The sequence below is a fragment of the Collinsella sp. AM31-2AC genome, assembly GCF_003469285.1.
In the GTDB taxonomy this organism is placed as follows: domain Bacteria; phylum Actinomycetota; class Coriobacteriia; order Coriobacteriales; family Coriobacteriaceae; genus Collinsella; species Collinsella aerofaciens_AT.
This window is the reverse complement of the sequence record NZ_QSJB01000017.1, coordinates 27,960-41,809: the sequence shown is the minus strand read 5'-3', so window position 1 is coordinate 41,809 and position 13,850 is coordinate 27,960. Positions and strand designations below refer to the sequence as shown.

Below are 13,850 nucleotides of genomic sequence, written 5' to 3'. Positions count from 1 at the left end.
CCAGGGCACGTAGATGTTAGACCCAGGACACCGTGAACGGTGGGCGCCGCCCACCGGTCAGCGGCCAGAGCATGGGGGGCACGCCCGGTCCCGTTCCGAACCCGGAAGCTAAGCCCCATCGCGCCGAGAGTACTGCGGGGCCAGCCCGTGGGAGGCCAGGGCGCCGCTGACCGGTGGACGGCACCGAGCCGTCGCAAGACTTGAAGAAGGGGGAGGCCTCGCGGCCTCCCCCTTTTTTGCGTTTTATAGAGAGCTGTAATACAAGAACTCGCCTTCTTTTAGCTTGTCTTACTGTTTGGCTGTATTTTGAGTCCTTCTTTTGTATTTGCGCGATAATAACTCCCATTGGCGTTAGGGAGGACTTGATGTTTACCGTTTTTGTCTTGGGCAATATTGCTTCGGGTAAGTCGACTGCCTGCCGCTATCTCGAATCTCATGGCGCCATGCTTATCGATCTGGACGAGCTTGCCAAATCGCTGTATGTGCCAGGCTCCGATATCGTCAATGCCCTCGCGGAAGAATTTGGCTGGGATATTTTGGACGAGGAGGGCGGCGTTCGCCGTAACATCCTCGCTTCTCGAGCTTTTGTTTCTCCTGATGCGGTCGCGAGGCTCAATAGCATTGTGCACCCCGTTCTCATTGAGCAGCTTTCGCTTAGGATTCTTGATCCGGTTTGCTGCACGGTTTCGTCCCCCCGTTATCCCTTTGCGGTTGTCGAGGTTTCTGCCCCGACTGGTTTTGAGGATGCTTTTGGCCTGGCTGATGAAATTCTGGTTATCAGCGCTCCTTTAGCAGTTCGTCGCGGGCGTGCTATTCATCGTGGTATGGAGCCCTCTGATTTTGATGCGCGTTCTGCATGCCAACCTGATGAGGCTTCGCTTTGCAATCTCGCTTCGACGGTAATCGATAATGCGGCGGGCGATAACTCGCTCTTTGAACAACTGGACGCTTGGCTTGTGCGCCATGGCTTCGGGGATGTAGTGGATAAGGAGGAGGTCGATGCCTAGGACACGTTTCTTTACGTGGTATCGCGTGGCGCCACTTGCCGTTGTGTTCGTCTTTGGCCTTATTTCGCTCGTCTACTCGTATGCTCCTGCCGCTTTCTTTAAGCCTTTGTATCCGATTGACTACGAGGCGTACGTAAAGCAATCGAGCATTTCGCACAATCTTGATCCGTATCTGGTGTGTGCTGTCATAAAGTCGGAATCGAATTGGGATCCCGAGGCCGAGTCGAATCAAGGCGCTCGGGGATTAATGCAGCTGATGCCCGAGACTGCCCAGGATATGATTGCCAAAGGTCTTGTCGATGGTAGCGAGTATTCAGCCGACAACCTTAACGATCCCGCTACGAACATCGAGTTTGGCTGTGCGTATCTTTCGTATCTTCTAACGTATTTTAACGGGTCGACCGACAGTGCCATTGCTGCCTATAACGCTGGCATGGGCAATGTCGACGGTTGGGCGCAGCAGAGCACTTCGCTTCATAATGCAATCACCTTTCCCGAGACGCAGGCGTATCTGATTCGTGTCAATAATGCCTGGGTTCGCTATAAGACCCTCTATCCCGATCGGTTCGTATAGGACTATGCCTGCCGCCTGCGTATACTGCAGATATATGAGTTAGGAGTATCCATGGCGGAATTTGAAGTTGAGCGTGTTGGAGGAGAGCTCAAACGTTTTGGCGTTGAGGGCTCTGCGGTGCCATTTAAGGTTGTATCTCCTTATGAGCCTGCAGGTTCTCAGCCTAAGGCCATTGAGTCGCTTGTGCAGGGCGTGAGGGATGGAGATCGCTATCAGGTTTTGCTGGGCGTGACTGGTTCGGGCAAGACCTTTACGATGGCTAAAACCATCGAGGCCCTGGGGAAGCCGACGCTTGTCATGGCTCCCAATAAAACGCTCGCCGCTCAGCTTGCGAGCGAGCTCAAAGAGTTCTTTCCCAACAACGCTGTGGTCTACTTTGTCTCGTACTACGACTACTATCAGCCCGAGGCGTATGTGCCGCAAAGCGATACATATATCGAGAAAGACTCCTCGATTAACGAAGAGGTCGAGATGCTGCGACATCAGGCGACCGCATCGCTGCTCTCTCGACGCGATGTGATCGTTGTCGCATCGGTCTCGTGTATCTATGGCATTGGCTCTCCTGAGGACTATGCGGGTCTGGCTCCAAACGTCGACAAGAAGGTGCCGCTCGAGCGCGATGACTTTATCCACGCACTTATCGACATTCAATATGATCGCAATGACTATGACCTGGCGCGCGGCACGTTCCGCGTGCGTGGCGATGTCGTCGACGTGTATCCGCCTTATGCCGAGCATCCGTTGCGGTTTGAGTTCTTTGGCGACGAGGTCGAGCTGATTGCCGAGATCGATGAGGTCACCGGAGAGATGCTTCGTGAGTACGAGGCCATCCCCGTGTGGCCGGCCTCGCACTACGTGACCGAGAAGCCGAAGGTCAAGGCGGCTCTGAAATCGATCAGCGAAGAGTGCGAGAAACGTGTGGCCGAGCTCAAGGCGACTGATAAGTTGCTCGAGGCGCAGCGTCTGCAGCAGCGCACCGATTATGATCTTGAGATGCTCGAGACCATGGGTTTTTGTAACGGTATCGAGAACTACTCGCGTCATCTGGACGGTCGCAAGCCGGGTGAGCCGCCGTTTACCCTGATCGATTACTTTCCCAAGGATATGCTCTGCATCATCGATGAGAGCCATGTGACGGTGCCGCAGATTCGCGGCATGCACGAAGGTGACCGCTCGCGTAAGGTGACGCTGGTGGAACACGGTTTTCGTCTGCCCTCGGCGCTCGATAACCGCCCACTTCGTTTCGATGAGTTTGAGGCGAGGATTCCCCAGTTCATCTATGTTTCGGCCACGCCGGGCGACTATGAGCTGCGGGTGAGCCAAAACGACGTTGAGCAGATTATTCGTCCGACCGGTCTGCTCGACCCCAAGATTGATGTGCGTCCGGTTCGTGGGCAGATTGACGATCTTGAGGACGAGATTCGCGAGCGCGTGGTGCGCAAGGAGCGCGTACTGGTGACCACGCTCACCAAGCGCATGGCCGAGGACCTGACCGACCATCTGCTTGATGCCGGCATTAAGGTCAATTACATGCACTCCGATACAGCGACGATGGACCGTGTCGAGATCCTGCGAACGCTGCGCGAGGGAAAGATCGATGTTCTCGTTGGTATCAACCTGCTTCGCGAGGGCTTGGATCTCCCCGAGGTCTCACTGGTGGCAATTCTCGATGCCGATAAGGAAGGCTTCTTGCGCAACCGCCGTTCGCTGATTCAGACGATTGGCCGCGCGGCCCGTAACGCCGATGGCGAAGTCATCATGTATGCAGACGTTATGACCGATTCGATGAAAGAGGCCATCGAGGAGACGCAGCGCCGTCGCGAGATTCAGATGGCATATAACGAAGAGCATGGCATTGTGCCCAAGACGGTGCGCAAGGCCATCAACGACATCTCAAGTTTTATTGCCGAGGCCGAAAAAACCGTGGGTTCCAAGGGACGCTCGAAGGGCGACTCTCTTGGCCATGGCGCATTCTATACGCCCGATGAGTCGGGCGAGGGTGGCGTGCCGGAAACGGTGGCGCCCGAGCAGACACTTGCGGAGCAGTTGGAAGAACTGCCGCATGACGAGCTCGTGCGGATCGTCGAAACCATGGAAGAGGATATGCGTAACGCTTCTGCTGCCATGGACTTTGAGGAGGCGGCGCGCCTGCGCGATGCCGTCGTTCAGATTCGAGCGATGCTCGAGGGTGCGTCTGAGGACGAGACGATTGAGCGCTTACGTTCGCAGGCCCGCAAGGGTTCCACGTTCGCATCGGGCAGAAAACGCCAGGGTGCACGGTTTAAGAAATAGTGAACAGGCCCCGAGTTCCCTGTGGAGCTTGGGGCCTGTGTCTTTTGCGCGCTGGAATTCGTGCGTTAGAGGTCTGCGATCAGGGCTTCGGCACAACGGATGCCGTCGGTGGCCGCGCTCATGATGCCGCCGGCATATCCAGCTCCCTCACCACAAGGATAGAGGCCCGGGGTCGACACGGCATGGCACGTTCGGTCTCGGGTGACGGTGACCGGTGAGCTCGAACGAGTCTCCACGCCGGTAAGAACGGCGTCGGGGCGGTCGTAGCCGCGCAGCTTTTTTCCGAGTAGGGGAAGTCCCAGGCGGAGCGACTCGACGATATGCTGCGGCAGGGCTTCGTCAATTGCCGTCCAGGTCACACCGAGCGGATAGGTGGGCTTTACCTTTCCGGGCGCCTTGCTGGCACGTCCTGCGAGGAAATCTCCGACGAGCTGTGCCGGTGCGTTCCAGTTGGAACCGCCCAGGCGATAGGCGGCCGCCTCGCAGGCACGCTGGAGCTCGATGCCGGCGAGCGGGTCATCGTTGGGAAGGTCCTCGGGTGTGACGTTAACGAGCAGGGCGGCATTTGCGTTGCATCCGCCGCGGGCATTGAGACTGGCGCCGTTGACGCACAGGTGGCCCTGCTCGGAAGAGGCGGCGACAACCTGCCCGCCGGGGCACATGCAAAACGAGAACACGCTGCGGCCGTTGGGAAGATGGGCGACGAGCTTGTAAGGGGCTGCTCCGAGGGCAGGATGTCCCGCCGAGGCTCCGTATTGGACTCGGTCGATGTCGCGCTGCGGATGCTCGATGCGAACGCCCATGGCAAAGGTCTTTTGTGCGAGGGCCACGTTGTGGCCCTTAAGGAGCTCAAAAATATCGCGAGCAGAATGCCCGCAGGCGAGGATGAGGTGCTTTGTCTCGATTGGCTCGCAAGCGGCGTCTTGGGACGATTGGACATCAATACCGGTGATGGCGCCAGACGCGTCGATGCGAATGTCGACGAGCTTCGTTCGATAACGGACGACACCTCCGAGCTGCTCGATGCGCTGGGATATAGCGGTGACAACCGTGGGAAGGATGTCGGAGCCAATGTGCGGCTTGGCATCCCACAGAATATCGCGGGGCGCGCCCGCCTCGACGAAGGTTTCGAGGATAAGGCGATGGGCGGGATTTTTGGTTCCCGTATTGAGTTTGCCGTCCGAGAAGGTTCCCGCGCCGCCCAGGCCAAACTGGATATTGCTCTCGGGGTCGAGGATGCGCTCCTTTAGAAAGAGGTCGATCGCCTGCGAGCGGCGAAATGCCGGGTCGCCGCGCTCGATGAGCAAGGGCTTAAGACCTGCTTCGGCGAGCGTAAGCGCAGCGAAAAGGCCGGCGCATCCGGCGCCGACAACGACAGGGCGTTCTTGAGGCGCGTCGGAGGCGGGGGAGGGGAATGAAGGCTCATCGTCTTCTATCGCGCGTACGCGCGAGCGGTCACGCTCGGCAACGCTGTCGACCGCTTCTCGCTCGAGGTGGGGACTAGTCAGCTCAACACGAAAGCTCAGGATAAAATGGACGTCTCGTTTTTTGCGAGCGTCGATTGACTTGCGGTGGAGCTCGATGGACTTGATCTCGGAGTCCTTGCAACGTAGGACGCGCTTGGCGACTCGCTTGCCAACAATGAGACAGGCATTTTCATCGCCGGCTTCATCGAGCGACGCGTTGACTTGGGTGATTTCGATCATCGAGGTCTCCTTAGAGGCAAGAAAGAGGCCGTCCGGTATCCCAGACGGCCCGAATGTGTTTTTGATTATAGACTGCGCGGCTACAGGCTGCTTGCAGCGCGAATGCCCGAGATCCAGGCCCACGCAAGGTTAAAGCCTCCGCAATCGGCGTCGATGTCGAGCGCTTCACCGCAAACGTAAAGCGGAGCGTCGACAACGCTGCGCGCGCGTAGACTGGGTGTTGAGATACTCTCGACAGATACGCCACCACGCGTGACCTGCGCTGAGCGCTCCTCGGCTGTTCCCTCGACGAGCAACTTAAAGTGCTTGAGGATCGAGACCAGATGGATGACATCGTTGGAGCCTGGATGGCACTGCTCGAACGCTGTGCAGACGACGCGGGAGAGTTGCGGGGCGAGCATGCCGTCGAGCCAACGGGGATCGCGGGGTGAAAAGTCACCGAACAGCTCAACGCGCCGGTTGAGCATATCGAGCAACTCGTCTTTGGAGAGGTCGGGGAAAACGTCGAGCAGGATCGTATCGCCGTGCTGGATACGACGAGAGAGGTTGAAGACAGCGACACCCGAGATACCGAAGGTTCGAAACAGCACTTCACCGTCTTCGTGCCAGAGCTCATTATGATTGCGGGCGAGCGTCAAGCGGGCACGGACGCGCAGGCCATCCAACGTCTTGAGTGCCGCTCGATCGCCAACGACCGTTGCCGATACGGGGCAGAGGATGGGGCGCAGCGAAGTGAGGGGAAAGCGAAACGTATCGGCGATACCGGTGGGGTTGCCGCCCGTAGCGATAATTACGGCATGTGCCTGCAGGGCCTCGTTCTTGCGAGGGACATCGGCGAGCGCCTTCCGAAGCGAGCGGAGCTCCGATTTTCGGTCGTCGTGCTTTTTTGCCTTGAGCGCCCGCGCTGGACGGTCTATTTGGAGTGCCCAGCCTTCGGAAGCTTTGTACGCCGAGGCAACGTTGGCTCCGCAGATTAAGGTGATACCTAGGCGGTCGCAAACGCTGAGAAGCGCGTCGCGCACCGATTCGGCGCGAAGGGAGCGCGGGTACAGCCGGCCTTCCTCGGAGGTTGTCATGATGCCCAGCGAGGAGAAGAAACCCATAAGCTCTTGTTCGGGCTGGGGGCCCATGACGGATTCGACGAATGCGGGGTGGTTATACCGCTGAGGATCAATCGATTCGTTGGAGAGGTTGCAACGGCCGTTACCGGTCGCAAGGAGCTTGAGGCCGCAGGCGACATCGCGCTCAACGATGCAGACGCTTTTGCCAGCGCGTGCGGCCGTAATGGCGGCGGCGAGGCCTGAAGCCCCGCCGCCGATTACCAAGACGTCATAGAGGGCGCTCGCGTTCACTTAGGCCTCGTCGGTCTCGTGCGGGGTAATAGCCTCGACGGCAGAGACTGCCTTGGGCAACATGCCATCGGGCAGCGCGGTCTCGACCTCGCCCTTATCGCAGGCCTCGGCGAGTGCCGGATTAATGGGAAGCTGGCCCAAGATGTCGAGGTTATAGCGCTCTGCGACCTCGGGGAGCTTGCTCTTGCCAAAGACCTCGATCTTCTTGCCGCAGTCGGGGCACTCAATATAGCTCATGTTCTCGACAATGCCCAGAATGGGGACGTTCATCTTCTCGGCCATGTTGACCGCCTTGGCGACGATCATCGAGACCAGATCCTGCGGGCTCGTGACGATGACGATGCCGTCGACGGGCAGCGACTGGAAGACGGTGAGCGCGACGTCGCCTGTTCCCGGAGGCATGTCGACCAGCAGGTAGTCGATGGGGCCCCACGAGGTCTCGCTCCAGAACTGCCTAATGGCGCCTGCGATGACCGGACCGCGCCAAAGGACGGGGTCGGTCTCGTTTTGGAGCAGCAGGTTGGAGCTCATGACCTTGACGCCGTGTTCGGAGATTTCGGGCAGCATAAGGTTGCCAAGGGCATGGACGTGGCGTCCGCTCATACCGAACATCTTGGGGATAGAGGGACCGGTGATGTCGGCATCGAGGACGCCGACCTTGTGGCCGTGACGGGCAAGCTCGGTGGCGATGGCACCGGTGACAAACGACTTGCCGACACCGCCCTTGCCGGAAAGCACGGCGATGACGCGTTTGACCTCGGACAGCGTGTTCTCCTCAAATTGCGACGGCGACGTTTGTCCGCCGGCGGCCTGTGCGTGCTCGCAACCCATGTATGACTCCTTTGTATATGTTGGGGCCGGGGCCCCGTGGTGTGACACGAGCGTCATTGTACCCTCGTTTGCGAGCGGGAGTCATTTGCGATTCATTTGGGCCGAGCGTGCTTGCAATACGATGGGTCCAAGCGAATGGGCGGGCTTACTGAACTTTGCTGGCGAACTCGAGGTATTGCATGCGCTGCAGCTTGTCGATCGTCGAGGCGTATGGGCTGTCTTCAGATTCCAAGTCGTAGCGCAGCCCGTCGGCACCGAGGTAGCCGGCGACATTGATGGTGGGCACATCTGACCTTGTTGCTAGCAGAGCCTTTTGATAGTCGGTGAGCGGGGCGCCGATCTTATTAAGGGTAATGGCTGCAATCTCGTTTGCCCCGACGGTGTCGTAGACGTTGAGCTCGGTATCGCCGGCGATTTCATAGTTAGCCCAGACGAAATATGTTGACTGATAGATACGGAAAGCGTGGCTTGCCGTATCTTCCTGAGGGTACAGCTCGTCGTTGAGAGTCGTTGCGGCGCTCGGCTGATGGTCGCCAAAAAAGACAAGGACAACCGGTCTGCCGATATTGCGGAGCTCGTTGATAAAGTACTCGAGGTCCCGGTCGGATGCGTTGATGCAGGTAAGATAGGTGTTGAGCGCGCTATTGGCGCCCTCGCTGGCTCCCTCGACCCAATAGTTTGTCAGCTCCTCGGCGGGAACGGTGCCATAGTCGTAGCCGCCGTGATTTTGCATCGTGACGTCAAAGATGAACTGCGGGGCTTCGTCGGTTCTAAGCAGGTCGAGTATCTTGTCGTAGGTGGCGTAGTCGCATACGCCGGCATGGTAACAGGGCGCACCTTCGAAATCGCCGATTGAAAGAAAGTCTCCAAAGCCCAGCTGCTGATAGATTTTATCTCGATGGTAGTTGACGGGGTTTTGCGGGTGCATAGCGGTAGCGGTATACCCAAGCTCCTTGAGGTTCTTTGCCAGGCTGTTGACGCCATTCATCTGATACAGCTGATAGGGGATTTTGCCTAATCCGACAAAGGCCGTTGTCGCTCCGGTCAAAAATTCGAATTCGGAGTTCGCCGTTCCGCCACCGGCGACCGAAGCGAGCATGGTGCCGCGAACAAGTGTGTCGGGAAGCGAGTTGTAGAATGCGGGGCCGGTGTACCCGGCCGCCTGGAGCTGCTCAAAGCACGAAAGGTCACTAAAACTCTCGTTCATGACGGCAACAATCGTCGGCTTGATTTCATTGAACTGGGCAACGGCCGCCGCGCGCTGCTCGCTCGAGCCATACGTGCTGTCGTAGGCGGCGGCGAGCTCCTGCTCGATGCTCTGCGCCTCATCGGGCGTATAGTCTTCGGGCTTCTCAATGGGCAACTCGTTGACCATTTCGGTGAACGAAGTGATAAAACCCTGAGACGCATACGTGGTGATGGGCTGCCAACGGTCAAATCCAAAATTCAGTGCCTGCTCCAAGTCGATGCTGGAAAAGCCCGAGAGCCCCACAACGGTCACGAGCAGAAAAGCGCAGAGGTTAGCGGCGATTGCGGGGAAGACATGGGTGGGCGTACGGAGCTTTCGCGGTCGGATAAGCGAAAGAAGCCCCAGGGAAATCTCCAGCAGGGCGAGAGAGGTTACGATTCCGGCGGTAAAGGTAAACTCGTATCCCTCGCTCACTTCCATTGCGGTGCCAAGGGCCAAGATATCGCTTGGCAGGATGGCCTCGCCTTTAAACGTTATGACGAAGTGCTCGGCAATGCCAAGGATGCAACAGACGACGGGCACGAGGGCCATGACGCCTCCATGACGCTGTCCCAGCAAATAAAGGGAGAGCAGAACCGTTGCGAGCAGCCCGACGGAAAACCCGAATGAGTTGGCGGGAATGCGATAGAACGTTTCGTTGCAGGCAATTTCGAGTGAAACGAACGAGAGCGCTGAAACAGCGGCGATGACAAGGATGTCACGGCAAATACAGGCAACCGTTCCCGTCGCAAGATCGGTTTGGTCGATAAGTCCCGAAACCAAGGGTTCGACAAGAAGTATGACGGCGGCAGCACCGAGCGCCGAATAAGAAAGGACCCATAGGGAACTGTCCTCATTTACGAGCAATTGATTCGTAATCCATGCAGCTACCACGCCGAGCGGGATGAGGAGCGTCGCGCACCAAAAGACGCGGGCAATGGGCGGCTTTTCATTGTGTTTGATTGAAAAATACACGCGCACGACGACGGTGGCCACGATAAGGACGGCGATGAATATGGGCAGATTGGCCATGTCGCTCGAAGTGATTTCAAGGGGGATATCTTCGGTCATGGACGTTCCTCTGTTACAGCAAATTAAGTTCAGTATTAGATTACTGTAACCTTTCCACGGCATTTCGAGAAACAAAGCGCCCGATACGCAAGGCTAAAGGTCTGCGAATCTTGTATTACGAACATCTGTGCGCGTCGAGTGCGCTAAACTCATCGACAGTATGATTCGATGCAATAGGAGGCAAGGAGCTTCCATGTCTGATTCTTCTATCGTTATTCGCGGCGCTCGTGAGCACAACCTCCGTGATATCGATGTTTCCATTCCGCGCGACCAACTCGTGGTCATTACCGGTCTTTCTGGCTCGGGCAAGAGTTCGCTGGCATTTGACACTATCTATGCCGAGGGCCAGCGTCGATATGTCGAGAGCCTTTCGAGCTATGCGCGCCAGTTCTTGGGCCAGATGGACAAACCCGACCTGGATTCAATCGACGGCCTTTCGCCGGCGGTGTCGATCGACCAAAAGACGACGTCTAAAAACCCTCGCTCGACGGTTGGCACCGTAACCGAGATTTATGACTATCTGCGCCTACTGTTCGCCCGTGTGGGCACCCCGCACTGTCCCGAATGCGGCCGCGTCATTGAGCGCCAGACGACCGACCAGGTTGCCGACAAGGTCTTGGCGGCGGGGGAGGGCCGCCGCGCGTTTGTGCTGGCACCGGTAGTGCGCGGGCGAAAAGGCGAGTACGCCAAGCTGTTTGAGGACCTTCGCGCCGAGGGCTTTAGCCGCGTGCGTGTCGACGGCGAGGTTCGCTCGCTTGATGACCCTATCGATTTGGATAAGAAATTCAAGCACGATATCGAGGTCGTGGTCGACCGCATCGTGATCCGTGAGAACTCGCTGGGCCGTATTGCCGAGTCCGTTGAACAGGCGACTGCGCTGGCGCACGGCAATGTGAACGTATACTTGCTGCCCGACCGCGACGCTCCCGAGGGGACCGAAGGCGAGTTGCTGGAGTATTCGCTGGCGTTAGCGTGCCCGGAGCATGGACACTCCATCGATGACCTGCAGCCGCGTGATTTCTCGTTCAACGCGCCCTATGGCGCGTGCCCAGAGTGCGATGGCCTGGGCTTTAAGAAGACGGTCGATGCCGAGGCCCTAATCGAAGACCCCTCGAAGTCGATCGCCGACGGGGTTTTTGGCAGCCTGTTTGGCAACTCTAACTACTATCCGCAGATTTTCGCTGCGGTCTGCAAACACTTTAAGGTGAGCGTCGATACGCCGTGGGAGGATCTGCCTCCGCGGGTGCGTCGCGCGTTTTTAGACGGCATGGGCGACCAGAAGATTTCGGTCGACTATCAAAAGCTCGATGGGCGCCGCAGCCAGTGGGACACCAAGTTCTCGGGCGTGCGCAATATCCTGTACGAGCGCTATACCGAGACGACGAATGAGAACACCAAGGCGCGCTTGGAGAAGTACATCCGCGAGGAGCCGTGCTCGAGTTGCCATGGTGCTCGTCTGCGCCCCGAGATGCTCGCCGTTACCGTAGGCGGTAAGTCCATTTACGAGGTCTGCTGCCTATCGTGCCGCGAGTCGCTCGAGTTTTTTGAGGGCTTGGAGCTTACCGAGCGCCAACAATTTATCGGTGGGCGCATCGTCAAGGAAATCCTGGAGCGCTTGCGTTTTCTGGTCGATGTCGGACTCGACTATCTGACCCTCGATCGTGCCTCGGCGACGCTTTCCGGAGGCGAGGCCCAGCGCATTCGCCTGGCAACGCAGATCGGCGCCGGCCTCATGGGTGTGCTGTACATTTTGGACGAGCCATCGATTGGCCTCCATCAGCGCGATAACGAGCGCCTGATCAAGACGCTTGAGCGCCTACGCGATATCGGCAATACCGTCATCGTCGTCGAGCATGATGAGGATACGATTCGTGCTGCCGACTATGTGATCGACATGGGCCCCGGCGCGGGCGTGAACGGCGGACACGTAGTCGCGGCGGGAACGCCTGCCGATATCATGGCGTGTCCCGAGTCGATGACGGGCGCTTATCTGACCGGCAAACGAATGATCCGGGTTCCCGATGAACGCCGCAAGCCCGGTCGCGGCTGCCTTAAGATCACGGGCGCCCGCGCCAACAACCTCAAAAACGTTACCGCCAAGATTGAGTTCGGTACGCTTACGGTCGTTACCGGCGTGTCGGGATCGGGTAAGAGCTCCCTGGTTACCGACACTATCGCACCTGCCCTTACGAATGCCATTCACCGTTCGACGCGCCCTGTGGGTCCGTATAAGAAAATCGAGGGCATCGAGTGTATCGATAAGGTTATCGATATCGACCAGTCGCCGATTGGCCGCACGCCGCGTTCCAACCCTGCTACGTACATTGGCCTGTGGGATGATCTTCGCGCGCTGTTTGCGAGTACGCCGGAGTCGAAGGCGCGTGGCTACTCGCCGGGACGTTTCTCCTTTAACGTGAGCGGCGGTCGCTGCGAAGCATGCAAGGGCGACGGACAAATTAAGATCGAGATGCACTTCCTTCCCGATATCTATGTCCCCTGTGAGGTCTGCGGCGGCAAACGCTATAACCGCGAGACGCTTGAGGTCACCTACCGTGGTAAGACCATCTCGGACGTGCTCGACATGAGCGTCACCGAGGCACTGGCCTTCTTTGGGAATATCCCGCAGATTAAGCGCAAGCTCCAGACGCTGTACGATGTAGGCTTGGGCTACGTGAGCCTGGGCCAGCCCGCTACGACGCTCTCGGGCGGCGAGGCGCAGCGTGTGAAGCTCGCCAAGGAGCTTCATCGACGCCAGACGGGCAAGACGTTCTATATTTTGGATGAGCCGACGACCGGCCTTCATTTTGAGGACGTCCGCCAGCTGCTCGATGTGCTGCAGCGCTTGGTCGATGCGGGCAACACGGTGCTGGTGATTGAACACAACCTTGATGTCATCAAGGTTGCCGACCGTCTGATCGATATAGGCCCCGAGGGCGGTAACGGCGGCGGAACCGTCGTGGTTTCGGGCACACCGGAGCAGGTTGCGGACTGTCCGCAGAGTTATACGGGCAAGTTTTTGGCGCCGTTGCTCAGGCGTGACCGGGAGCGTCAGGCTCAACTTGATGCTCAATAAATAGGCGATTCAGTTTATGGGCGCCATCGACTCCTTGTGATTCGATGGCGCTTGCTGTGTCGAAGTGACGTATGCAGCCGAATTGGACATATACTTAATCCTTGCGTCCGAATGCGAGGGAAAGGATATGCCATGGCAAAGGCTGTAAAGACGCCAAAAACCAATGCGATGCGCGAGCTGGAAAGCGCCGGCATTTCCTATGTTCTACATACGTACGAAGACGATGGTGATGAGTCGGCGGGCCTGGGGGTCGCGATTTCGGAGCAGCTTGGCGAGGAGCCCGGTCAAGGATTTAAGACCTTGGTCTGCGTGACGCCGTCCAACGACCACGTCGTGTGCTGCATCCCTGTTGCCGACGAGCTCGATCTAAAGTCCGCCGCGCGTGCCGCGGGGGAGAAGTCCTTGGCCATGATGCATGTGAAGGATTTGCTTGCGGCGACTGGCTACGTTCGCGGCGGCTGCAGTCCGGTCGGTATGAAAAAACGCTACCGGACGCTCATTGATGAGACATGTGTCCTTTGGGATACCATTTTTATTTCGGGAGGCAAGCGTGGTTATCAGCTCGAGCTTGCACCTGATGATTTAATTGCATTTTGCGGGGCGACAGTTGCCGCGATTACGAGAGAGGACTGAGCGATGCCGCAGGAAGAATTGAAGCGCGGAGCTCATTTTGCAGAAGAATCTGCGCCTCAGACACCCTCATCCGAAGCTTCTTC

At 57.9% G+C, this 13,850-nt stretch carries 9 protein-coding genes and 1 rRNA gene; 6 read left to right on the top strand and 4 right to left on the bottom strand.

Annotated elements, in window-relative coordinates:
* Window positions 1-56: 56 nt before the first annotated feature.
* The 4 genes from rrf (at window position 57) to uvrB (ending at window position 3,873) form a co-directional block, all read left to right on the top strand.
* Window positions 57-172: ribosomal RNA gene (gene rrf / locus DW796_RS08565) — 5S ribosomal RNA — on the top strand.
* A 1-nt stretch (window position 173) separates the two neighbouring features.
* Entirely contained in the window at window positions 174-1,007 is an 834-nt protein-coding gene (gene coaE / locus DW796_RS08560; RefSeq protein WP_233539711.1) for a dephospho-CoA kinase, read from the top strand.
* On the top strand, window positions 1,000-1,581 hold the full coding sequence (locus tag DW796_RS08555; RefSeq protein ID WP_117776100.1) for a lytic transglycosylase domain-containing protein: 582 nt from the start codon (window positions 1,000-1,002) through the stop codon (window positions 1,579-1,581). Before coaE ends, DW796_RS08555 begins: the two co-directional genes overlap by 8 nt.
* Before the next feature lie 51 nt (window positions 1,582-1,632).
* Window positions 1,633-3,873 (top strand): excinuclease ABC subunit UvrB, encoded by a 2,241-nt coding sequence (uvrB, locus tag DW796_RS08550; RefSeq protein ID WP_118094832.1) that lies wholly within the window; start codon window positions 1,633-1,635, stop codon window positions 3,871-3,873.
* A 65-nt stretch (window positions 3,874-3,938) separates the two neighbouring features.
* Here uvrB and DW796_RS08545 read toward each other — a convergent pair whose 3' ends face one another.
* The 4 genes from DW796_RS08545 to DW796_RS08530 form a co-directional block, all read right to left on the bottom strand.
* Window positions 3,939-5,579 (bottom strand): NAD(P)/FAD-dependent oxidoreductase, encoded by a 1,641-nt coding sequence (locus DW796_RS08545; protein ID WP_118094831.1) that lies wholly within the window; start codon window positions 5,577-5,579, stop codon window positions 3,939-3,941.
* 80 nt (window positions 5,580-5,659) lie between these two features.
* The gene (locus DW796_RS08540) at window positions 5,660-6,931 is read right to left on the bottom strand and encodes an NAD(P)/FAD-dependent oxidoreductase (RefSeq protein WP_118094830.1); all 1,272 of its coding nucleotides are present in this window, start codon (window positions 6,929-6,931) and stop codon (window positions 5,660-5,662) included.
* Window positions 6,932-7,762: an Mrp/NBP35 family ATP-binding protein gene (locus DW796_RS08535; protein WP_022094864.1), complete on the bottom strand. Its 831-nt coding sequence runs from the start codon at window positions 7,760-7,762 to the stop codon at window positions 6,932-6,934. It abuts the gene before it with no gap.
* 145 nt (window positions 7,763-7,907) lie between these two features.
* Window positions 7,908-10,061, bottom strand: a complete 2,154-nt coding sequence (locus tag DW796_RS08530; protein WP_158567718.1) for an LTA synthase family protein — start codon at window positions 10,059-10,061, stop codon at window positions 7,908-7,910.
* A 193-nt stretch (window positions 10,062-10,254) separates the two neighbouring features.
* Here DW796_RS08530 and uvrA point away from each other — a divergent pair, with 193 nt between their 5' ends.
* Complete coding sequence (uvrA, locus tag DW796_RS08525; RefSeq protein WP_118094828.1) at window positions 10,255-13,134, top strand: excinuclease ABC subunit UvrA; 2,880 nt, start codon at window positions 10,255-10,257, stop codon at window positions 13,132-13,134.
* Between the two features lie 132 nt (window positions 13,135-13,266).
* Complete coding sequence (ybaK, locus tag DW796_RS08520) at window positions 13,267-13,767, top strand: Cys-tRNA(Pro) deacylase (protein WP_117746693.1); 501 nt, start codon at window positions 13,267-13,269, stop codon at window positions 13,765-13,767.
* Window positions 13,768-13,850: the final 83 nt, after the last annotated feature.